The sequence below is a fragment of the Lentzea sp. NBRC 102530 genome (genome assembly GCF_030269365.1).
Classification (GTDB): Bacteria; Actinomycetota; Actinomycetes; order Mycobacteriales; family Pseudonocardiaceae; genus Lentzea.
Genome location: NZ_BSTF01000003.1, coordinates 78,826 through 100,245, shown reverse-complemented (window position 1 = coordinate 100,245; position 21,420 = coordinate 78,826). Strand labels below are relative to the sequence as shown.

General features: G+C 69.1%; 22 protein-coding genes and 1 tRNA gene. 15 read left to right on the top strand and 8 right to left on the bottom strand.

Annotation, left to right across the window (positions count from 1 at the left end; genetic code table 11):
- Positions 1-39: 39 nt before the first annotated feature.
- Genes QSK25_RS08005 through QSK25_RS07970 form a run of 8 tightly spaced genes read left to right on the top strand, consistent with a single transcriptional unit; the run spans position 40 to position 8,989 of the window.
- Positions 40-1,305, top strand: a complete 1,266-nt coding sequence (locus tag QSK25_RS08005) for an aspartate kinase (protein WP_285635657.1) — start codon at positions 40-42, stop codon at positions 1,303-1,305.
- Positions 1,302-2,366: an aspartate-semialdehyde dehydrogenase gene (locus QSK25_RS08000; protein WP_285635654.1), complete on the top strand. Its 1,065-nt coding sequence runs from the start codon at positions 1,302-1,304 to the stop codon at positions 2,364-2,366. The genes QSK25_RS08005 and QSK25_RS08000 overlap by 4 nt, the downstream gene beginning before the upstream one ends.
- 47 nt (positions 2,367-2,413) lie before the next feature.
- On the top strand, positions 2,414-2,977 hold the full coding sequence (locus QSK25_RS07995; RefSeq protein ID WP_285635651.1) for a hypothetical protein: 564 nt from the start codon (positions 2,414-2,416) through the stop codon (positions 2,975-2,977).
- Positions 2,974-4,443: an ADP-ribosylglycohydrolase family protein gene (locus QSK25_RS07990; RefSeq protein WP_285635649.1), complete on the top strand. Its 1,470-nt coding sequence runs from the start codon at positions 2,974-2,976 to the stop codon at positions 4,441-4,443. Before QSK25_RS07995 ends, QSK25_RS07990 begins: the two co-directional genes overlap by 4 nt.
- A gap of 10 nt (positions 4,444-4,453) precedes the next feature.
- Positions 4,454-5,191, top strand: coding sequence for a class I SAM-dependent methyltransferase (locus tag QSK25_RS07985; RefSeq protein WP_285635646.1), 738 nt, complete (start codon positions 4,454-4,456; stop codon positions 5,189-5,191).
- Positions 5,188-6,594, top strand: a complete 1,407-nt coding sequence (locus QSK25_RS07980; protein ID WP_285635642.1) for a gluconokinase — start codon at positions 5,188-5,190, stop codon at positions 6,592-6,594. Before QSK25_RS07985 ends, QSK25_RS07980 begins: the two co-directional genes overlap by 4 nt.
- Positions 6,595-6,632: 38 nt before the next feature.
- Positions 6,633-7,817, top strand: coding sequence for an MFS transporter (locus QSK25_RS07975; protein ID WP_285635639.1), 1,185 nt, complete (start codon positions 6,633-6,635; stop codon positions 7,815-7,817).
- Positions 7,814-8,989, top strand: a complete 1,176-nt coding sequence (locus QSK25_RS07970; RefSeq protein ID WP_285635636.1) for an MFS transporter — start codon at positions 7,814-7,816, stop codon at positions 8,987-8,989. Before QSK25_RS07975 ends, QSK25_RS07970 begins: the two co-directional genes overlap by 4 nt.
- Here QSK25_RS07970 and QSK25_RS07965 read toward each other — a convergent pair.
- On the bottom strand, positions 8,965-10,017 hold the full coding sequence (locus QSK25_RS07965; RefSeq protein ID WP_285635633.1) for an alpha/beta hydrolase: 1,053 nt from the start codon (positions 10,015-10,017) through the stop codon (positions 8,965-8,967). The genes QSK25_RS07970 and QSK25_RS07965 overlap by 25 nt on opposite strands.
- A 65-nt stretch (positions 10,018-10,082) precedes the next feature.
- Here QSK25_RS07965 and QSK25_RS07960 point away from each other — a divergent pair, with 65 nt between their 5' ends.
- From QSK25_RS07960 to QSK25_RS07950, 3 genes are all read left to right on the top strand, one after another.
- The gene (locus tag QSK25_RS07960) at positions 10,083-10,655 is read left to right on the top strand and encodes an NADPH-dependent FMN reductase (protein WP_285635629.1); all 573 of its coding nucleotides are present in this window, start codon (positions 10,083-10,085) and stop codon (positions 10,653-10,655) included.
- A gap of 81 nt (positions 10,656-10,736) precedes the next feature.
- Entirely contained in the window at positions 10,737-11,159 is a 423-nt protein-coding gene (locus QSK25_RS07955) for an organic hydroperoxide resistance protein (RefSeq protein ID WP_285635626.1), read from the top strand.
- Between the two features lie 16 nt (positions 11,160-11,175).
- Positions 11,176-11,652: a Dps family protein gene (locus tag QSK25_RS07950; protein WP_285635621.1), complete on the top strand. Its 477-nt coding sequence runs from the start codon at positions 11,176-11,178 to the stop codon at positions 11,650-11,652.
- A 116-nt stretch (positions 11,653-11,768) separates the two neighbouring features.
- Here QSK25_RS07950 and QSK25_RS07945 read toward each other — a convergent pair whose 3' ends face one another.
- Positions 11,769-13,580 (bottom strand): prolyl oligopeptidase family serine peptidase, encoded by a 1,812-nt coding sequence (locus QSK25_RS07945; protein WP_285635618.1) that lies wholly within the window; start codon positions 13,578-13,580, stop codon positions 11,769-11,771.
- Positions 13,581-13,806: 226 nt separating this feature from the next.
- On the opposite strand from QSK25_RS07945, the gene QSK25_RS07940 reads away from it, so the two are divergent.
- The gene (locus tag QSK25_RS07940; protein ID WP_285635615.1) at positions 13,807-14,289 is read left to right on the top strand and encodes a GAF domain-containing protein; all 483 of its coding nucleotides are present in this window, start codon (positions 13,807-13,809) and stop codon (positions 14,287-14,289) included.
- Here QSK25_RS07940 and QSK25_RS07935 read toward each other — a convergent pair.
- The 4 genes from QSK25_RS07935 to QSK25_RS07920 all read right to left on the bottom strand — a co-directional run bounded on the left by QSK25_RS07935 (position 14,279) and on the right by QSK25_RS07920 (position 16,459).
- The gene (locus QSK25_RS07935) at positions 14,279-14,578 is read right to left on the bottom strand and encodes an antibiotic biosynthesis monooxygenase family protein (RefSeq protein WP_285635612.1); all 300 of its coding nucleotides are present in this window, start codon (positions 14,576-14,578) and stop codon (positions 14,279-14,281) included. The two genes, QSK25_RS07940 and QSK25_RS07935, sit on opposite strands and share 11 nt — an antisense overlap.
- A gap of 9 nt (positions 14,579-14,587) precedes the next feature.
- Positions 14,588-14,815, bottom strand: coding sequence for a hypothetical protein (locus tag QSK25_RS07930; protein ID WP_285635609.1), 228 nt, complete (start codon positions 14,813-14,815; stop codon positions 14,588-14,590).
- A gap of 597 nt (positions 14,816-15,412) precedes the next feature.
- Positions 15,413-15,486 (bottom strand) — tRNA-Pro (locus QSK25_RS07925).
- A 19-nt stretch (positions 15,487-15,505) separates the two neighbouring features.
- Positions 15,506-16,459: a metallophosphoesterase gene (locus tag QSK25_RS07920; RefSeq protein WP_285635606.1), complete on the bottom strand. Its 954-nt coding sequence runs from the start codon at positions 16,457-16,459 to the stop codon at positions 15,506-15,508.
- Positions 16,460-16,527: 68 nt separating this feature from the next.
- On the opposite strand from QSK25_RS07920, the gene QSK25_RS07915 reads away from it, so the two are divergent.
- Entirely contained in the window at positions 16,528-16,998 is a 471-nt protein-coding gene (locus tag QSK25_RS07915) for a GatB/YqeY domain-containing protein (protein WP_285635603.1), read from the top strand.
- Positions 16,999-17,044: 46 nt separating this feature from the next.
- Here QSK25_RS07915 and QSK25_RS07910 read toward each other — a convergent pair whose 3' ends face one another.
- Entirely contained in the window at positions 17,045-17,758 is a 714-nt protein-coding gene (locus QSK25_RS07910) for a haloacid dehalogenase type II (protein ID WP_285635600.1), read from the bottom strand.
- A 53-nt stretch (positions 17,759-17,811) separates the two neighbouring features.
- Here QSK25_RS07910 and QSK25_RS07905 point away from each other — a divergent pair, with 53 nt between their 5' ends.
- Positions 17,812-18,462, top strand: coding sequence for a GntR family transcriptional regulator (locus QSK25_RS07905; RefSeq protein WP_285635596.1), 651 nt, complete (start codon positions 17,812-17,814; stop codon positions 18,460-18,462).
- Here QSK25_RS07905 and QSK25_RS07900 read toward each other — a convergent pair.
- Positions 18,459-20,885: a transglycosylase domain-containing protein gene (locus tag QSK25_RS07900; RefSeq protein WP_285635593.1), complete on the bottom strand. Its 2,427-nt coding sequence runs from the start codon at positions 20,883-20,885 to the stop codon at positions 18,459-18,461. The two genes, QSK25_RS07905 and QSK25_RS07900, sit on opposite strands and share 4 nt — an antisense overlap.
- Before the next feature lie 237 nt (positions 20,886-21,122).
- Between QSK25_RS07900 and QSK25_RS07895 the strand changes: the two genes are divergently transcribed.
- Positions 21,123-21,413, top strand: coding sequence for a WhiB family transcriptional regulator (locus QSK25_RS07895; RefSeq protein WP_285635590.1), 291 nt, complete (start codon positions 21,123-21,125; stop codon positions 21,411-21,413).
- Positions 21,414-21,420: the final 7 nt, after the last annotated feature.

Genomic DNA, 21,420 nt, shown 5'->3' with positions numbered 1-21,420 from the left:
TCGACGTGGGGTTTTAGTCGCGCGAAGGAGGTCAGGTCGGTGGCGCTCGTCGTCCAGAAGTACGGCGGTTCATCGGTGGGAAGCGCCGAGCGGATCAAACGCGTGGCCGAGCGCGTCGTCGCGACCAAAAAGGCGGGGAACGACGTCGTTGTCGTCGTGTCCGCCATGGGGGACACGACTGACGAACTGCTCGATCTCGCCCGCCAGGTCTCGCCGGTTCCGCCCGTGCGTGAACTCGACATGCTCCTCACCTCGGGTGAGCGGATCTCGATGTCGCTGCTCGCGATGGCGATCCACTCGCTCGGTGCCGAGGCGCGCTCCTACACGGGCTCGCAGGCAGGCGTGATCACGACGTCGGTGCACGGCAAAGCGCGGATCATCGACGTGACACCGAGCCGGATCCAGGACGCGACGTCCGAGGGGGCCATCGCGATCGTCGCGGGCTTCCAGGGCGTCTCCCAGGACTCCAAGGAGATCACCACGCTCGGCCGTGGCGGCAGCGACACCACCGCGGTGGCGCTCGCGGCGGCGACGAAGGCCGACGTGTGCGAGATCTACACCGACGTGGACGGCGTCTACACCGCCGACCCGCGCATCGTGCCGAACGCGAAGAAGCTCGACACGATCACCTACGAGGAAATGCTCGAGATGGCCGCCTGTGGCGCCAAGGTGCTGATGCTCCGCTGCGTGGAGTACGCCCGGCGCTACAACGTCCCCGTGCACGTCCGTTCGTCGTTCAGCAACAAGACCGGAACCATCGTGTCCGGTTCAGTGGAGGACCTTCCCGTGGAACAGGCGATGATCACCGGCGTCGCGCACGACCGGTCCGAGGCCAAAATCACCGTGACGGCGGTTCCCGACCACCCCGGCATCGCGGCCAAGATCTTCCGCGTCGTCGCGCAGGCGGAACTCGACATCGACATGGTCGTGCAGAACGTGTCCCAGGCGGCGTCCGGCCGCACGGACATCACGTTCACGCTGTCCAAGGACGACGGCCCGCGCGCCGTGGCGGCGCTGGAGAAGGCCCGTGGTGAGATCGGGTTCGACCAGGTCCTCTACGACGAGCACGTCGGCAAGGTGTCGCTGATCGGCGCGGGCATGCGCTCGCACCCCGGCGTCACGGCGACGTTCTGCGAGGCGCTGGCCACGGCCGGCGTCAACATCGACATCATCTCCACCTCGGAGATCCGCATCTCGGTCATCTGCCGCGACACCCAGCTCGACGACGCCGTCCGTGCCCTGCACGACGCGTTCGACCTGGGCACCGACGAAGAGGCCGTCGTTTACGCAGGGACTGGACGATGACCGCGCCTGTACTCGCGCTGGTGGGCGCGACCGGTGCCGTCGGCACCGTGATGATCGACATCATGAACACCCGCTCCGACTTCCCGTGGGGCGAGGTGCGGCTGATCGCGTCGGCGCGGTCGGCGGGCAAGAAGATCAACGTGCGGGGCCAGGACCTCACGGTCGTCGCGCTCTCGCCCGAGGCGTTCGACGGCGTGGACATCGCGATGTTCGACGTGCCGGACGAGATCAGCGCCGAGTGGGCCCCGATCGCCGCCGAGCGCGGCGCCATCGCGATCGACAACTCCGGCGCGTTCCGGATGGACGCCGACGTGCCGCTGGTCGTGCCCGAGGTCAACGCCGACCAGATCGACAACCGCCCGCGCGGCATCATCGCGAACCCGAACTGCACGACGCTGTCGATGATGGCGGCGCTGGGCGCGTTGCACCGCGAGTTCGAGCTCAAGGAACTCGTCGTCGCCTCCTACCAGGCCGCCTCCGGTGCCGGCCAGTCCGGCATCGACCGCCTGTACGCCGAGATCGCGGCGCTCGCGGGCAAGGAAGCGGGTGTCGTCGCGGGTGACGTGGCCGAGGCGCTCGCCGCCGCCGGTCTCACCTCCGAGGACTCGCCGTTCCCCGCTCCGCTGGCGCTGAACGTGGTGCCGTGGGCCGGTTCGCTCAAGGACGACGGCTGGTCGTCGGAGGAGCTCAAGGTCCGCAACGAGGCCCGCAAGATCCTCGGCATCCCGGACCTGAAGGTCTCCGCGACGTGCGTGCGCGTCCCGGTCGTCACCACGCACTCGCTGTCGGTCCACGCGACGTTCGCGCGCGAGGTCACCGTCGAGGCCGCGCACAAGATCTTCGAGTCGCAGCCGACGATCGTGCTGATCGACGACCCGGCGGCGAAGAAGTTCCCGACGCCGGCCGACGTCGTGGGCGGCGACCCGACGTACGTGGGCCGCGTCCGCCAGGCGCTGGACTTCCCGAACACGCTGGACTTCTTCGTGTGCGGTGACAACCTGCGCAAGGGTGCGGCGCTCAACACCTACGAGGTCGCGGAAGAGCTCGCGAAGCGCCTCTGAGTTCTGCGGTCTCGCCTCGCCGCCAGGCCCGGTAGGGTCTGGCGGCGATGGGGGACATTGAGTGGATCAGGCCGCCCCGCCTCTCGCAGGTCGTGGCCGCCTACCAGGGTTTCGCTTTCGGCGCGGGTGTCCGAACAGGACTCGTCGGCCAGCTGGTCGCGTGTTCGGCGGAGGACCCGGCGGCGGCGTTGGCGCAGTGGGCCGCGGAGCCCGGCGTGCAACCCGATCTCGTGTCGCGGCAGGGCGCCCGTGACATCGGCAGGAACACCTACCGCGGCAAGATCACCTCGCAGGGGCCCGGCGCGTTGATCTGGGCGCTGCCCGCCGCCGTCGCCCGGCTCGACGAGGACCGGATCCGCGACCTCGTCGCCCTCACCCACGGCCCCGGCTCACCGGCCGCCGACGCCGTGATCACGCTGGCCGCGCACCTCTTCACGGCCCAGGAACTCGACCCTCCGGACGCCGACCCGTGCACGGCCGCGGGTGCGTTGGCGCAGGCCGTGCGCGGTGAGGGACGCGGGGTCGCCCGTGCCGTCGCCGGTGCGTTGCAGGGCGGTCCCGAGCACGACGTCCGGGAGATCGCCGAAGAGCTGTACCGGAGGTCGTGGTGAGCCCGCTGACGCCGATGGAACAGCTGCTGCACGACTACGAGGGCGACGTGAGCGGCTTCGGCCACCACGCGGCGCACGGCGAGGTGCTGCTGCCCGGCGAGGTGCTGCTGAGCGAGTCCGACGTGCTGCGCGTCTACACCGACGAGTCGCGGCTGCCCGCGGGCGTCGAGCAGTGGATCCGCCTGCCGTTGCACACGATCCTGAGCAGGCTGATCGCGTCCAAGCCGCGCATCCACGTCAACCCCGGCCTGCCGTTCGAGGCCGAGTTCGACTTCGTGGAACTCGGTGACGCCGCCGCGCAGCACATGCAGATCTGCGGGTGCGCCGAACGCCCGGCCGCCACCCGCGAGGCGAGCCGGTGGCTCGACGACGCCGGCCGCCGCTTCTTCCTGGTGCCGCACAACAACTCCCGGCTGCGCGGCTGCCTCGTCGGCGGTGCGATCGGGGACGCGCTCGGCGCGAACACCGAGAACCTGCCGATGGAGGTCGTGTACGAACGGCACGGCCCCGACGGCATCACCGACCTGCCGGAGAAGCCGGACATCACCGATGACACGCAGATGACGCTGTTCACGTTCGAGGCGGTCATCCGCGCGCACGTGCGGGAACGGATCACCGGCGAACGCGACCTCACCGGCATCACGCAGAACGCCTACCAGCGCTGGCTGCACACGCAGAAAACGCCGTGGGAGAAGGCCCGCGGCGTTCACTCCACGGCGGACGAACCCGACGGCTGGCTCGTCTCGCACCAGGAACTCTTCCGGATGCGCGCCCCCGGCCTCACCTGCACGAGCGCGTTGCAGGAGTACGCCCGCACCGGCGAGCACGCGACGATCACCAAGCCCGTCAACGACTCCAAGGGCTGCGGCGGCGCCATGCGGGTCGCGCCGGTCGCCCTGACCGGCGAGGACCCGGTCGTCGTGTTCGCGCTCGCGGCGGCCAACGCGGCCCTGACCCACGGCCACCCGAGCGGCTACCTGTCGGCGGGCGTGTTCGCCGTGCTCGTCCACCAGTTGTTGCGCGGCAAGGCGTTGCCCGCCGCCCTGGACGTCGCCATCGACTCCCTGGTCCGTCGCGAGGGCCACGAGGAGGTCGTCGCCGGCATCGAGCACGCGCTGGAACTCGCCGCGTCCGGCGACCCGAGCGTCGCGAAGGTCGAGGAGATCGGCAGGGGAGGCGTCGGCGACACGGCGCTCGCCATCGCGTTGTACTCGGTGCTGGCCACCGACAACCCCACCGACGCGCTGCTCGTCTCGGTCAACCACGGCGGCGACAACGACTCCACGGCGTCGATGGCCGGCAACCTCGCCGGCGCGCTGTACGGGGTCGAGGAACTGCGCCCGGACTGGGTGGAGCGCGTGCAGTTCCGGCCGGTCATCGACCGGATGGTGGCGGACTGGGACCTGGAGACCTCGCAGGCCGCGCCCGTGGGACAGGAGTGGTTCGTCCGGTATCCACCGTCCTAGGGTGATGTTCATGGCGAAGAGCGACGATCAGTACGACGCGCTGGGTGCGATCTACGAACGCGCCAAGCACATCCCGACCGGCCTGGCCGAACGCGCCACGCTGCTGTCCGCGGTCGGTGACCTGCGCGGCAAGTCGGTGCTGGACGTCGCGTGCGGGACCGGGTTCTACGCGCGGCTCTTCCACGACCTCGGCGCCACCCGCGTGCTCGGCGTCGACTCGGCCGGCGAGATGATCGGCTACGCCCGGTACGTCGAGAACCGCGAACCGCGCGGCATCACCTACGCGCAGCACGACGCGATGGAACTGCCGGTGCTCGGCGAGTTCGACGTCGTCACGGCCGTGTGGCTGCTCGGCTACGCGGACGACGTGCCCGCCCTCGACGCCATGATCACTAACCTGACCGCGAACCTCGCCCCCGACGGCCGGCTCGTCGTGCTGGTGCCGAACCCGGACGCCGACTGGGACCTGCTCGCCCAGTACGGCCGCTACGGCTACGAGGTCGTCCGCACCGGCACGATGAACGTGAAGCAGCCGGTCAGGGTGCACGTGCTCGGCGACCCGCCGTTCGACTTCGACTCCTTCTACTGGGAGCGCGGGGTGTTCGACGGCGCGTTGAGCCGGGCCGGTCTCGACGTCGCGAGGCACCCGGCCGTGACGCCGGACGACGACCGCGGCGAGGAGTTCTGGGGTCCGCTGCGCACGTCCCCGAGCTTCGGCGTCTTCACGGCCGTGCGGGGTGCCGCGTGATCGTTCTGGCGGTGGACCTCGGCACCACGGCGACCAAGGTCGTCGCGGTCGACGCGCAGGCCCGCGTGGTGGCCTCGACCGAACGCGCCTATCCCATGCGCACCAGCGGTCTCGAGGCCACGCACGATCCGCGGCAGGTGCTCGACGCCGCCTTCGACGCGCTGCGCGAACTGGCCTCCGAGGACGTGCGGGCGATCGCGCTGACCGGCGCGATGCACTCGATCATGGGCCTGGACTCGGACCTGAAGCCCGTCACGGACGCCCTGAGCTGGGCCGACAACCGTGCCGTCGAACAGACCGAACGGCTGCGCGGCACGCCGGAGGGCCGCGCGCTGCACCAGCAGACCGGTGCGCCGATCCACTCGTTCACGCCGCTGATGAAGCTCGCCTGGTTCCACGAGAACGGCGTGCGCGCGGCGAAGTGGTGCGAGATCAAGGACTTCGTGCACCTGCACCTGACCGGCGCGTTGCTCAACGAGCACTCGTCCGGGTCCGGCACGGGCCTGATGAACATCCACACCCTGCAGTGGCACGAGCCGTCGCTGGAGTTCGCGGGCGTCTCCGCGGACCAGCTCCCGCCGCTCGTCGAACCCACGCACTCGACGCCGTTGACCGCCGCGATCCCCGGTCTGCGACCGGGCATCCCGGTGGTCGTCGGCGGCGGCGACGGACCGTTGGGCAACCTCGGCGTCGGCGCGGCGACCCCCGGCGCGGGGGCGGTGTCGCTCGGCACGTCGGGGGCGTTGCGCGTCGCCCAGTTGGGCCCCGGCATCGACGAGGAGGGCCGCACGTTCAGCTACGCCATCGGTGAGGGGCTGTGGGTGCGCGGGGGAGCGATCAGCAACGGCGGCGTGGTCGCGCAGTGGGCCGCGGAGACGTTCAACGTCGGAGTGGGCGAGCTGCTCGCGTCGGCCGCGGACGCCGACTCCGACGGGCTCGTCGCGCTGCCGTACCTGCTGGGCGAGCGGGCGCCGTGGTGGGACCCGACCGCGCACGCCGCGTTGCTCGGTCTTCGGCGCGAACACACCCCTCCGCAGATCACCAAGGCGTTGGTCGAGGGTGTGTGTCAGCAGCTGGCGCTCGTGCTCGACGCGGTGCCGCAGGTGGACTCGTTGCGGATCACCGGCGGTGCGTTCCGCGCGCCGATCTGGGCGCAGACGCTCGCGAACACGCTCGGCATGCCGTTGCACCTCACCGAGGACAGCGGCGGGTCGGCCGTGGGAGCGGCGCTGCTGGCGTGGCGGGCGCTGGACGAGATCGAGTCGCTGACCGTCGACCTCGTCGAACCGACGCAGACCATCACACCGGACGAAGAACTCGTCGAGAGATACGCGAACGCACGGCCGTTCGTCGTGAAGGCCTACCGGGCACTGGAAGACCTGTACGGCGAATCACATCGTTAGCAAAGAAAACCTTTTGCCATCCGTACGAGGATGGCGGTGTGGACCTCGCCCCCTTCAAACACGTCTTGATGCTGCCCGGAGTCCGGCCGCTCGCCCTGCTGATGTTCTTCGCGAGGATGCCACCGGCGGCCACCGGCGTGGTCCTCACGCTGCACGTCGCGGTCACGCTGGACCGGGGATACGGCGCGGCGGGGCTGGTCGGGGCGATGGGCACGATCGGCATGGGCATCGGCGCGCCGTTGATGGGCAAGCTCGTCGACGCGCGGGGGCTGCGGTCGATGCTGGGGCTGAGCATCACGGCGTCGGCGGCGTTCTGGCTGCTCGCGCCGCTGATGGGCTACTGGACGCTGCTCGTGGCGTCGTTCCTGGTGGGGTTGCTGGGTGTGCCGATGATGTCGATCGGTCGTCAGGTGATCACCGCGCTGGTGCCGGAGAGTCAGCGGCGGGTGGCGTTGTCGGTCGACTCGATCTCGGTCGAGCTGTCGTTCATGGGCGGACCGGCGCTCGGCGTGTTCGTCGCGACGAAGTTCTCCACGAACGCCGCGCTGATGTTCATCGGCGTCTCGATCCTGGTCGCCGGGGTGCTGCTGTACTGGGCGAACCCGCCGATGGTGCACGAGGACGAGGTCGTGGACGGGCCGCAGCCCCGGTTGTTCGAGTGGCTGCGTGGACGGCTCGTCGGTGTGCTGGTCGTGTGTGTAGGCGCGACTGTGTGCCTGGGTGGCATGGAAGTCTCGGCGATCGCGTCGCTGGAGCACATCGGCAAGCAGAGCTGGCTCGGCGCGGTGTTCTTCGCGATGTGCGCGGCGTCCATCGTGGGCGGCCTGGTCTACGGCGGCGTGAAGCGGGTACCGAGCGTTCTCGTGCTGTTGGTGCTCATGGCGGCGTTGGAGATCCCGGTCGGACTGGGCGATGGCAACGTGCTGCTGCTGTGCCTGCTCCTCGTGCCGATGAACCTCATGTGCGCGCCGTTGATCGCCGCGTCCGGTGAACACATCAGCAGGCTGGCGCCCTCGACGGCCCGTGGGCTGGCGCTCGGGCTGCAGGGGTCGGCGTTCACCGTCGGCAGTGCGATCGGACAGCCGATCGCCGGCGTCGCGATCGACCACGGGGGAGCTGCGGCCGGGTTCGCGATCGTCGGCGTCGTCGGGCTGGTCGTCGCGGGCGTGGCGGGGCTGATGGCTCGTAAACCCGTTGCCGGCCGGGTGACGATGTCCTCGTGAACCTCGCCCCGTTCAAGTCGGTCCTGGCGCTGCCGGGGGTTCGTCCCCTGATGCTGCTGATGCTGTTCGCCAGGATCCCCCCGACGGCGGCGGGCGTGACGGTGACGCTGCACGTCGTGACCACGCTCGACAAGGGCTACGCGGCGGCGGGCACGGTCGGGTTCGCGACCATGATCGGCCTCGGGCTCGGGTCGCCGTTGATGGGCAAACTCGTCGACACGCGCGGACTGCGGTTCGTGCTGCTGCTGAGCCTGCTCGAAGGCGCGTTCTGGGTGACCGCGCCGCTGATGGACTACTACGTGCTGCTCGTGCTGGCGTTCGCCAACGGCCTCGTGGCCGTGCCGGTGATGTCGATCGGGCGGCAGGCGTTGACGGCGATCGTGCCGGAACCTCAACGCAGGCCCGCGTTCTCGCTGGACTCGATCTCGGTCGAGCTGTCGTTCATGGTCGGGCCCGCGGCGGGCGTGCTGATCGCGACGAAGTTCTCGACCGGGACGGCGCTGGTCGTGATCGGTCTGGCGATCCTGACGGCGAGCGCCGTGCTGTTCCTGGTGAACCCCGTGCTGCTGCACGAGGACGACGTCGTGGAAGGACCGCCGCCCCCGGTGCGGACGTGGCTGCGCGGGCCGATGATCGCCGCGTTGATCGTCCCGTTCGGCGCCACGATGGTGTTGTCCGGCATGGAGATCTCGGCGATCGCGTCGCTCGAGAGGTCAGGTCAGCAGGGCTGGCTCGGCGTGATCTTCGTGGTGATGTGCGCGGCCTCGGCTCTCGGCGGCCTGGTCTACGGCAGCCTGAAGGCCGTGCCGACCGGGGTGTTCCTGTTGGCGTGCATGGCGTTGCTGGAGATCCCGGTCGGCCTCGGGGACGGCAACGTGCTGCTGCTGGCGCTGGCGTTGATCCCGATGAACCTGGCGTGCGCGCCGACGATCACCGCGTCGTCCGAACTGATCGCCAAGAGCGCGCCCCCGACGGCGCGCGGACTGGCCCTCGGGTTGCAGGGCTCCGCGTTCACGTTCGGTGTCGCCGCCGGTCAGCCGCTCGCGGGGATCGCCGTGGACCACAGCGGACCCCCGCTCGGGTTCCTCGTCGCAGGCCTGGCCGGACTCGTGATCGCCGCCGTCGGCTGGGTGCTGTCGCGCCAGCGTCAGGCGGTCTCCTCGACGTCCTGAGCCGAGTTGGCCAGCGCGAACCCGGTCCGCAGCGCGCCGACCGCCTCCGACACGGCCTCGCGGAAGATCCCGCCGACACCCAGCACGTTCGCGAAGCCGTGGAAGAGGCCCTCGTGCCGGCGCAGCACGACCGGCACGCCCTCGGCGGCCAGGCGTTCCGCGAAGGCCTCGCCCTCGTCGCGCAACGGGTCGTAGCCCGCGGTCGCGATGTAGGTGGGCGGCATCTTCGACAGGTCGTCGGCCAGCATGATCGACAACCGCGGGTCGTGCCGGTCCTTGCCGCCCTCGGTGTACTGGTCGAGGAACCAGTCCATCTTCTCGTCGGTGAGGAAGAAGCCGTTGCCGAAGATCTCCCGCGACCGGCGGCGCACCGAGGCGTCCACGCCGGGGTAGAGCAGCAGCAGGAACGCCAGGTCGATCTCGGCGCTGTGGGCCGTGACGGCCGCCAGGTTGCCGCCCGCGCTGTCGCCGCCGAGCGCGATGCGTTTCGGGTCGATGCCGAGGTCCTCGGCCTTCGCGATGGCGTACCGCAGCACCTCGGCGGCGTCGTCGGCCGCGGCCGGGAACCGCGCCTCCGGGGCGAGCCGGTAGTCGGCCGCGAGCACCCGGACGTTCGTCTCCTTCGCGAGGAAGCGACACAGGTTGTCGTGGCTGTCGAGGCTTCCGGTCACCCAGCCGCCACCGTGGTAGAAGATCAACAACGGCGAGCCCTTCTCGAGCCCGTTCGGCGTGTAGAGGCGTCCGGCGAACTCGCCGATCGTGAGTTCGCGCGCGGTGACGCCGGTGATCCGCGGCCCGGAGACGAGTTTCGAACTCAACTCCAGGTCGAGGCGGCTCTCGGATGCTGTCTTCGTGCGCCACTCCGTCCCGGACAGGTGCTGGAGCCGGAGCAGCAGCTGCGCCTCGGGGTGCAGGTCCTGCCCGTCCAGGCGGATCGGCGTGCCGGCGATGAGGCGGCGCACGGGGCCGGGAAGACCGAACGCGAAGCGCAGAGCACCGGCCAGCACGGCCGCCTGGAAGTTCGACATGTGGTGCAGGTTACTCGCGAGTAGCGCTGGATCTCCAGTTATCTGGAGGTGGAAGGATCGCTGGCATGACGGTGACGGTGGTGGGCATCGGGGGCTCGATCAGGAACGACTCGCAGTCCGAGAGGGCGTTGCGGGTGGCCCTGGAGGGTGCTCGGGAGCTGGGTGCCCAGACGATCCAGTACAGCGGGCCTGACCTGGTTCTTCCCTTCTACGACCCGTCCGTGCCGGACCGCACGGACATCGCCCTGCGGATGGTCGAGGACCTGCGCCGGTGCGACGGCGTGATCGTCGTGTCGCCCGGCTACCACGGCACCGTGTCCGGCCTGGTCAAGAACGCCCTCGACTACATCGAGGACCTGCGCGACGACGACCGCCCGTACCTCGACGGCCGCGCCGTGGGCACCATCACCGCCGCGTACGGCTGGCAGGCCGCGGTGAACACCCTCTCCGCGGTGCGCTCGATCGTGCACGCGCTGCGCGGCTGGCCCACGCCCCTGGGTTCCGCGATCAACTCCGCGCAGGTGAAGTTCGACGGCGATGGCGCCTGCTCGGACGTCGACGTGGACCGCAACCTGCGCCTCATCGGCCGCCAGGTGGCCGAGTTCGCCCTGCGTCGTCCCATCTCGGAAGTGAACTGAGTCACTTCCGGGCATTTAAGTCGTGCACGATGCGTTCTTCCTCGGTGAAAGGCTTTGTCACTGACTGCGAGGGAGAGCGGAATGGAAGCGCTGTACACGGCTGAGGCGACTGCTTACGGCGAAGGCCGCAACGGCGAGGTGCGTTCATCCGATGGTGTGATCGACGAGATCCTGTCGGTCCCGAAGGAGATGGGCGGCCCCGGCGGCGACCACACGAACCCTGAGCAGCTGTTCGCGGCCGGGTACTCGGCGTGCTTCAACTCCGCCATCGCAGCCGTCGCGCGCGCCGGGAAGATTCAAGTTGCGTCTTCCGAGGTAACCGCCAAGGTGAGTATCGGGTCCAACGGCGCGGGCGGCTTCCAGCTGGCCGTCGAGCTCGCCGTGAACATCCCCGGACTCGACCAGGCGGTCGCGGAGAAGCTCGTCGAGCAGGCCCACCAGGTCTGCCCGTACTCCAACGCGACGCGCGGCAACATCGAGGTGGCGCTCACCGTCACCGTCTGAGGAGGCGCGTTTCACCATGGCCAAGCACCCGATCACCAGCCCGCTGGCCGACGCTGACCGCGACGCGGTCGGAGCCGTGCTGCAGGCAACGCTCGTGGACCTGGTCGACCTGTCCCTGATCGGGAAGCAGGCGCACTGGAACGTGATCGGCAAGAACTTCCGCAGCGTCCACCTGCAGCTGGACGAACTGGTCGTCCTCGCTCGCGACGCCGCCGACCAGGTGGCAGAGCGGGCAGCGGCCATCGGCGTGACGCCGAACGGCACGGCGAAGACCATCGCCGAGTCGTCCGGCGTCCCCGACATCGCGTCCGGCTGGCTGAAGGAGGACCAGGTCGTCACGTCGATCACGGCGTCGCTCGCGGCCCTCATCGGCCGCATGCGCTCGCGCATCGACGAGACCGACAAGCCGGACCTCGTCACCCAGGACCTGCTCATCGGCATCACGCAGCAACTGGAGCAGGCGCACTGGATGTGGCAGGCCCAGTCCGCCTAGGACACCGGTCCGCGTAGGACACCGGTCCGGCTGGGACGACAGCAGACGAAAGGCCCGCTCCTCGACGGAGCGGGCCTCGTCGTTCTCCGGGGATCGCGGAACCGGCCCCGGACACCTCACATCCCGAGGTGCCTCCGTGCGAAGTCCACCTCGGCCGCCGTCTGCCGCATGGTCTCCGCCACCACCAGCGACCCGTGCCCCGCGTCGTACCGGTACATCTCGTACGTGTGCCCACGAGCGGCGAGCGCGTCCAGGTAGTTGTCGATCTGCCGGATCGGGCAGCGCGGGTCGTTCTCGCCCGCCAGGATCAGCACCGGCGCGGTCACCTGGTCGACGTACGTGAGCGGCGAGCACTCCTTGTACAGCTCCGGCAGTTCCTCCGGCGAGCCGCCGAACAGCGCGCGGTCGAAGGCGCGCAGCGGTTCCATCTCGTCCTCGTACGCGGCGAGGTAGTCGGCGACCGGCACGCCCGCGACGCCGACGGCCCAGCGCGACGGCTGGGTGCCGATGCCGAGCAGAGTCAGGTAACCGCCCCACGAGGCGCCGTTCAGCACGGACCGCGCGGGGTCGGTCAGGCCAGACTCGATCGCCCAGTCCTGGACGGCCGCGATGTCCTCGAGTTCGGTGATGCCCGGCCTGCCCTCGATGGCGTCGCGCCACTTCGAGCCGTAGCCGCTGGAACCGCGGTAGTTCACGTGCACCGTCGCGAAGCCCGCGTCCAGCCAGACGGCGCGGTACGCGGAGAAGCGGTCCTCGTCGGAGGAGTGCGGGCCGCCGTGGATCAGGAAGACGGTCGGGAACGGGCCTTCGCCGGCGGGCTTCGAGACCAGGGCGTGCACGTCGCCGACGAACACGTCCTCCAGCGGGAGCGACGTCGCGGGGACGGCGCCGACGGGCTCCACCAGGACGCTTTCGGTGCCGTCAGTGGCGAGCGCGCGGATCACCGTCGACTTCTCGGCGGACGACCACGAGTACTCGATCGTGCCGTCCGGGCGGACGCCCGCGGAGCCGATCACGCCCGGCGCGGTGTCCAGAGTGGACAGTTCGCCGGTCGCGAGGTCGTAGCGGTGCACGGTGTTGCGGGCGTGATGGGTGTGCACGATCAGCAACGCGGAGGCGTCCGGGTACCAGTCGGCGGCCACCTCGCCCGGCAGGTCGAGGACGATCTCGGTCTCGGTGCCGGCGGCGACGTCCCAGATCAGCAGTTCCTCACGGCCGCGGCGCTCGTGCAGGACGAGCAGCCGCTGGTCGCCGCGGACCGGGCTGAACGAGATGGCGTCGAGGCCCTTGCCCTTGCCGTCCCACTTCTCGCCGACGGTCTCGCCCGTCTCGGCGTTCAGCGCGCGCAACGCCATGTGCCGGTTGTCGCCGTGTTCGGAGTGCGCGATCACGACGATCGACTCGTCCTTGGCGAGCGCCGTGACGCCGGCGTCGTTGACGTGCTGGTAGATGACCTCGCTCGTGCCGTTGCGGTGCAGCCAGACGGTGGTGCCGTCGTCGGTCGAGGCGGCCACGGCCGTGACGGTGCGGCCGATCTCCAGGCCTGCCGGGTAGCCGGGGGTCACGTCGGCGACCGCGGGCTCGGCCTTGCTGCCGTCGGCCTTGAACGGTTCGCGGACCCAGATGCCGAACTCGTCACCGTCGTGGTCGTCGAACCACCAGATCTCGGTGCCGTCGGGGTTGAGCGTGCCGTGCGACGTGCCGTTCGGACGGTCGGTGACCTTGCGGTGCTCGTCCGTCGCGCGGTCCCAGGAGTAGATCTCCCACACGCCGCTCGCGTTGGAGACGTACAGGGTGCGGTCCGGTGCGTCGTCGGCCCAGCCGGGCAGGCTCATGCGGGGAGCCGTGAACCGCTCGCGCCACCGGGTCTCGGCGGCGGGGTCTTCGAACAGCTGGTCCGGGATGGCGGGAGAAGGGTGCGTGGTCACGGTTCAACACTAGAGTCAGGCGCTGCCTCTGGGGGGATTCCGACGGCACAACCACCGCAGTGGGGTGCGCCACCGCCACCCGCCACCACCGCCCGGCCGGGCAGCGGTGGATTCATGAAGCATCAGCAATCTTTATCGCGCAGCCAACGCCCGGACGCGCGACGCCGATTGGTTGATCGAGCCAGAAAATCTAGGTGTGCGGCCCCGAGGGCGTTAATGTTGGGGGATGCTCGAAACGACGACGGAACGCCTCGCCGGGGCGGCCACGTTGGAGGAAGTGCAACGGGTCGTTCGCACGACGGCCAGATCCGCGCTGGTCGCGCACGGTGCGACGCTGGTGCTGCTCGACGGTGATCTCTGTTATTACGCCGACGAGGACTCGATGAGCCCGCTGTGGAAGGGCCAGCGCTTCCCCGCCGTCAACTGCATCAGCGGATGGGCGATGATGAATCGTCAGACCGTGGCGATCAGGGACGTCCGCTTCGATTCGAGGATTCCTCAAGAAGCGTATCGCCCGACATTTGTGCGGAGCCTGCTGATGGCCCCGATCCTGCGCCCGGAACCGATCGGCGCCATCGGCTGCTACTGGGCCGTCCCGCACACCGCGACCGCGGCCGAGACCGAGACGCTCGAGTCACTGGCCCGCGCCGCCGGCGACGCGCTGGAACGCTTCCCGGAGGGCCTGCCCGTGCGGGGCTTCATCGGCTGATGTGCCGGAAGTGCCGCAGCACCAACGGTTGCTGCAGGTAATCGTCCTCGTCGGGAAAGGTCACCGCGTCGGTGCGCCAGCCGGGCCCCGCGTAGTTCTCGAGGGCCTGCTCGTCACGCCACCGGCTCACGTACCGCACGATCAGCGGGTCGTCGAGGTCCACGAGCACCTCGTGCCCCACCAACCCGTCGTAGGTCTCGGGGAACGTCAGGACGAGGTCCCGCACCCGAGCCGCGAACTCCTGCTCCCGCCCCGGCTTCACCAGGGCCTCGGACACACGCGTCAGCACGTCCCCAGCCTATGGCCGGCCGAGCTCCTCGTCGAAGATCCGGTCGACCGTCCGCGAGGCCCGCGACAGCGCCCGGACCGCGAAGAAGACGACCGCGAAACCACCGGCCACCACGAGGGTGACCCAAGCCGAAGTCAGCATGTAAACGATCCCCAGGGACTGCAACACCACAATTGCCTTGGCCGCGACGACGATCCACGACCTGTGAGAGGGATTGGCTGCGGAGGCGGAGTCCATCACAAACATCTCCCGATTTGTTCAACGTGGCTTGAACCACTGCCTACGTCGTTTGGATCTAGACAGCCGTTACGCAACGTAAGTGGAACCGTTAACCTTCACTCGTAAGGGTTAACGCTACGTGGTCGTTCCGTATGATTTGGCCTGGAACGATGGCGCAGCGTCATAGAAGTACGGTGGCGTCTGCGGCTGCTCGTGTCGAGACGCATCACACGATCGGGTGGCTTGCAGGGAACTCCGATGTCCTTTTCCGTGACCGGAAAGGACCTTTGCCTCTGTGGTCAGGCGTGGCTTCTGGTCGATGTGCGGGATGCAAGTTGCGAATGGCCAATTCGCACTCGAATGGACTAGGTGCGAGTTGACTCGCGCACCCGCCGGCGCTTGTCGCTCTCGTCGACGGCGGACGGCTCGTCGACACTCGGCCGTGGAGGCTCGGGAGCGCCCGCCGGGAGTCTGGTCGGCTCCGGGCACGTGCGGGCGTCCGTCGGACTCAGGCGGCGAGCTGGACGTCTCCCCGGGTTCTCCCGAAATGACCGCGAAAACAAATCAGCCCCTGTCCGCATTTCTGCGAACAGGGGCTGACCCGTGTTATTTCAATCGGGGTGACAGGATTTGAACCTGCGACCTCTTCGTCCCGAACGAAGCGCGCTACCAAGCTGCGCCACACCCCGGCTGGGAACATGTAGAACTCTACATCATGTCCGCCCCAGCTCCGAATCGGACCCCCTCATTTCGCCCCTGACCAGGCGTAACGGGCCTGGGAACGAGGGTCAGCAGCGACGCCTCCGGAGGGCAGCAGAAGCGCACCGGGGCGTAAGGCGAAGTGCCCATGCCGGCCGACACGTTCATCCACATGTGCGAGCCCCAGCGGGAAACGCCACGGGCGCGGCCGCGGTCCAGTTCGCAGTTGGTGACAACAGCGCCGTAGAACGGGATTCGCAGCTGGCCGCCGTGGGTGTGGCCGGCCATCACGAAGTCGTAGCCGTCGGCCGCGAACGGGTCGAGCACGCGCGGTTCGGGAGAGTGCGTGACGCCCAGCCGCAGAGCGGCGGACGGATCCGGGGTGCCCGCGATGTCGGCGTAGCGGTCGCGCTTCAGGTGCGGGTCGTCGAGACCCGCGCAGAAGATCGGCTGGCCCGCCACCATGATGGTCTTGCGGACGTGCGTGAGGTCTTCCCAGCCCCGTTCGATCATGCCGGCCCGCAGGTCGCGCCACGGGAGGGTCACGCCGTGGATGCGCTTCGTCTTGGCGGACGGCAGGAGGTAGCGGGCCGGGTTCTTGAGCCTCGGGGCGTAGTAGTCGTTGCTGCCGAAGACGAAGACGCCCGGCTTGTCGAGCAACGGGCCGAGCGCGCGCAGCGTGCCCGGTACGGCGTCCTTGTGGGCCAGGTTGTCGCCCGTGTTGACCACGAAGTCCGGGTTCAGGTCGGCGAGGGCGGCCACCCAGCGCTGCTTCGAGACCTGGTTCGGTGTCATGTGCAGGTCTGAGACGTGCAGCACGCGGATCGGCTTCGCGCCGGGGGACAGGACCGGCACCGTGGCTGTGCGCAGGGTCCAGTGCCTCCTCTCGATTCCCGCCGCGTACGCGATGGTCGCGGCACCGAGAGCGGTCGTGGCGAGGAGGGCGCGGCCCAGCTTGTTCACGTGTCAAGGGTACGGAAGGGCGTTAACTCGATCGGCGCGGCATCCGGCGGGCGGTACCGTTCTGCCTCATGGCGGAGTTGAAGACGCGGCTGAAGAACGACCTGACCGCGGCGATGAAGGCGCGGGAGACGGTCACGGCCGGCGCGCTGCGGATGGCGCTGACGGCCGTCACGAACGAGGAGGTCTCCGGCAAGGAGGCCCGTGAGCTCAGCGACGCGGAGGTCGTGAAGGTCCTCTCGCGCGAGGCGAAGAAGCGCAAGGAGGCTGCGGAGGCCTTCGACGGCGCCGGCCGGGCCGAGAAGGCCGAGCTGGAACGCCAGGAGCTCGCGGTGCTGGAGGTCTACCTCCCCAAGCAGCTCGACGAGGCCGAGCTCAAGTCCATTGTGGACAAGGCGTACGACGCCGTGGCCGCGCAGCTCGGTGAGGCGCCGGGGCAGAAGCAGATGGGCCAGGTCATGAAGGCCGTCAACGCCGAGGTCGCCGGGCGCGCCGATGGTGGCCGGGTGGCCGCCGCGGTGAAGGCCAAGCTGACCAGCTGAACGCAGAGTGCCGCAGCGGTAGGGAAAACCGCTGCGGCACCACTACCTAGAACGCCTTGTCGACGGCGTCCGCGAACTCGCCCATCGAGCCGAACTCCAGGTCGTAGGAGAACTCCCCGGACGGCTCCGGCGTCGCACCCCAGCCCGGCCGGTCGTGCCGCCGGTTGATCCACACCGACCGCAGGCCCTCCCGCCGCGCCGGAACGTGGTCGTGGAACAGGCTCTGCGCCACGTGCAGCAGTTCGGAACGTGCGATTCCCAGCGATGCCAGCGTCTTGTCCAACGCCCGGAAGTGGTTCTCCGCCGGCTTGTACGCACCGACGTCCTCCGCCGTGATGATCGCCGCGAAGTCCCCGCGCAGGTGCCGGTTGCTCCCGGCGAACCCGGCGCGGTGCACGTTGGACAGGATGATCAGCTGGTACCTCGAACGCAGGCGCGCCAACGCCTCCGCGGAGTCGGGGAACGCGGGCCAGTCCGGCACCGAGGAGCCCAGGCGCTCCGCCCACGAGTCGTCCACCTCGCGCCCCAGTTCGGATCCGGTCCGCCGGAACGCGGCCGCGAGCAGGTCCGGGTACAGCGCGAACTCGGTGGCCGCCACCGACGCCTCCGCGGAGGCGTACGCGCGCAGCAGTTCCTCGTCGGACAGGGCGAGTCCCTGTTCGCGCGCCCACGGTGAGAGCACCGCGACGAGGCCCGCCTCCCAGTCGATGAGCGTGCCGTAGCAGTCGAAGCTGAGCGCTTTGAACGTCGTCAGATCCATGCCGACCAACTGTAGTACAGTTCAACTGTAGGGCAACTGGGTAAACTGGCCCCATGTCAGCCCTCGACGGCCTCGAAGTCCGGCGCACCACCACGGCCCAGCAGCTCGCCGACGGCCTGTCCGAACGGATCATGGCCGGCGCCTTCGGCCCTGGTGACAGGCTCAGGGAGAGTGCGATCGCGGCCGAGCTCGGGGTCGCCCGCAACACCATCCGCGAGGCCGTGCGCATCCTGGAGCTGACCGGCCTCGTCCGCTACGAGGTCAACCGCGGCGCCGTCGTCATCGCGCCCACGGCCGAGAAGATCGAGGCCCTCTACACGGCCCGCGAACGCCTGGAGACCGCCGCGCTGGTCCGCACCCCGCGCCCGGAGCAGCTCGCGGCGATCACCGAGGCGTTCGACGCCCTGTGCGACGCCGCGACGAACGACCCGAGCGCGATCGTCGACCGCGACCTCGCCTTCCACCAGGCGATCGTCGCGCTGCTCGACAGCACCAGGCTGGACGAGTTCTTCGCCTCGCTCACGCAGGAGCTGCGGTTCTACCTGACCGTGCTCGCCAAGGACGAGACGGCGGACGAGGTGATCGCCGAGCACCGCGCGATCCTCGACGCCGTCCGGCTCGGCGACCGCGATCGGGCGGTCGCCGAGATCCACGCGCACGTCGAGGTGAGCGTGGAGCGCCTCAAGGCCGTGCTGAAGAACTAACGGCCTGGTTCGGTCGGCAGCGTGATCGGTGGCGGCTGGTTCGGCTGGCCGGGGTTCGACGGCGGTGCGGGCGGCTCCGAGGCCACCGGCGGCGGCACGTACCCCGAGCTCACCGACAGCGTGATCACCGTGCCGCGCAACGCGTTGCCGCGCGGCGTCTGGCTCACGACGGTGCCCTTCGGCTGCTCCGAGTTCACCGACTGCTGGCTCACCTTGTAGCCGGCCTGCTCCAGGATCCGGGTGGCGTCGTTGACCTGCTTGCCCACCACGTCCGGCACCTGGATCTCCCGGCCGCCCTTCAGGTACCGCTGCTCCACCTGCGGCAACGGCGACACCGCGATCCCGCCGTGCACCTTCGTCATCGTCTCGAACCACGTCTTGGCCGGGATCGTGCCGCCGAAGATGTTGCCGTTGCCGCACAACCGGGGCTGCGCGCCCAGGCAGATCGGCCGCGGCGAGGTGCCGTCGTTGAACGTCTGCACGGCACCCGCGAAGTCCGGGGTCGCGCCGATGAACGCCGCCGACTTGTACTCCTCGGTGGTGCCCGTCTTCGCGATCATCGGGCGGGTCCACTTGGCGGCACGGGCGGCGGCCGCGGCGGTGCCGTTGCCGACGTCGTCCTTGCTCATGCCGACCGCGAGGCCGTTCGCGAGGCCCTCGGCGACGACCTGCTCGCACGGCGCCTCGTTGACGGTGACGGCCTTGCCGTTGCGGTCCAGGACCTTCGCGATCGGGGTCGGCGGGCACCACTTGCCGCCGCTCACGATGGTCGCCGCGACGTTCGCGAGCTCCAGGGTCGACACCGGCGCTGGCGAGAGCGTGAACGACGCGTTGCCGCCGTTCTGCTTGTAGAACTCGGTCTGCGAGATGCGGTTCTGCTTGTCCTTGGCCTTCGGGTCCGGCCGCGTGCCCTGCAGGTTCGTCGCCATCGTCTCGCGCATGCCGAGCCGCGACGCCATGTCGACGACCGCGTCCATGCCCGTCTGCTCCTCGAGGATGACGAAGCCGGTGTTCGGCGACGTCGCGAGCGCCTGCTGCAGCGTCATCGACGACGGGTAGCTCGAGTCGAAGTTCGACAGGCAGTACCAGCGGGTGCCGGGCTCACCGGTGCTCGGGCAGCGCTGGGCGCCACCCTTGAACACGCGCGAGACGTGCGAGGTCGGCGTCGGGATGACGTTCTCGATGCCGAGGCCCTTCTCCAGCGCCGCCGCGGCCGTGAACACCTTGTAGATGGAGCCGGCGCCGAACTTGTTCTCGACGCCGCTCGGCAGGTCGTACGTGGTCTGGCGCAGGTCCGCCTTCAGGCCGTAGTCGCGGTTCGCGACCAGCGCGAGCACCTCGTGGCGCTCCTTGCCGGGCTTCACGACGGCCATCGTGTTCGCGATGCCGTCGACGGTCTTGCCGACGCCCGCCTCGGCCGCCGCCTTGGCCTGCGAGGTGACCCCGCGGTCCAAAGTGGTCTGAATGGTGTAGCCGCCGGTGCGCAGCTGCTCCTCGCTGAAACCCGCGCGCTGCAGGTAGTTCACGACGTACGAGCAGAAGAAACCGTTTTCCGGTCCGGCGCCGACGCAGCCGTTCGGTGGCGTGCGCACCGGGTTCTGCAGACCGAGGCCTTCCTTCTTCGCCGCCTCACCCGCGTCGCGCGACAGCTTGTCGTTCTCGACCATCCTGTCGATCACTTTGTTGCGCCGGTCCAAAGCTTTGTCCGGATACGCTTCGGGGTCGAGTGCTGACGGACTGTTCACCATTCCCGCGAGCATCGCCGCCTGCGGAACCGTCAACTTGTCCGGCGTCGTGCCGAAGTAAGCCTGGGCGGCCGCCGCGATGCCGTAAATGGTCGAACCAAAAGGAACGACGTTGAGGTACCGGGCGAGGATCTCCTCCTTGCCGAGCTTTCGCTCCAGCTGCAACGAGATCCGGGCCTCGCGCATCTTGCGCGCGATGGTCTGCTCCTGGGCCTTGGCCTGCTCCAGCTTGTTGTTCCTGGCGACCACGTGGACCAGGTAGTTCTTGACGTACTGCTGGGTGAGCGTCGAGGCGCCCTGCGAGACCGAGCCGCTGACCTGGTTCGTCAGGCCCGCCCGGATCGTGCCCTTCCAGTCGACGCCCTGGTGCTCGTAGAAGCGCCTGTCCTCGACCGAGATCAGCGCCGCCTTCATCGTCGGCGAGATCTTCTCGGGTGGTGTGAGCACCCGGTACTGGTCGAACAGGTAGGCGATCGGCGCGCCTTCCTTGTCGGTGACCGTGGTGATCAACGGTGGGTCCGTCGTCACGAGGTCGGCGGAGATGCTGTCCACGGTGTCGCTGGCCCTGTTCGAGACGAGACCTGTCGCGCCCACGACTGGGAACAGCATGCCGGCGAGGAGAACCCCAGCCAGCAGGCACAGGCCGAGCATCTTGAGCACGCCATTCCTGACTCGCACGCGCCTCAGCGTACGCCGTACACGAACGGGTGAAGGTGATCAGTAAGTGCCGTTACTCAGCATGAGTAGAGATACGCACGACAGGTAACAGTCGGGTGACCCAGGCTTGGACAGGGAACCGAACGGCACTACAGTCCGTCAACGTCCAAGGAATGCAGCCGTAGCTCGAACGCTACGGCATCCGTGGCAGGGGTGTGGCGGATTTCCACATTTGGACAGCACTGAGGAGTGGGGGATATGAACCAGGGGGATTGGCGTATCAACGCTTCGTGTCGTGACGAAGAGCCGGACCAGCTCTTCGTTCGTGGCGCGGAGCAGCGCAAGGCGAAGCTCGTGTGCCTGGGATGCCCGGTGCGCATGGAATGCCTGGCCGAAGCGCTCGACAACAAGATCGAGTTCGGGGTCTGGGGAGGCATGACCGAGCGCGAACGCCGTGCTCTGCTGCGCCGTCGCCCGGACGTCGACTCATGGCACGAGTTGCTCGACAACGCACGTCAGGAACACGTCGAGGACTCTCGAGTCGGCTAGGGCCGAG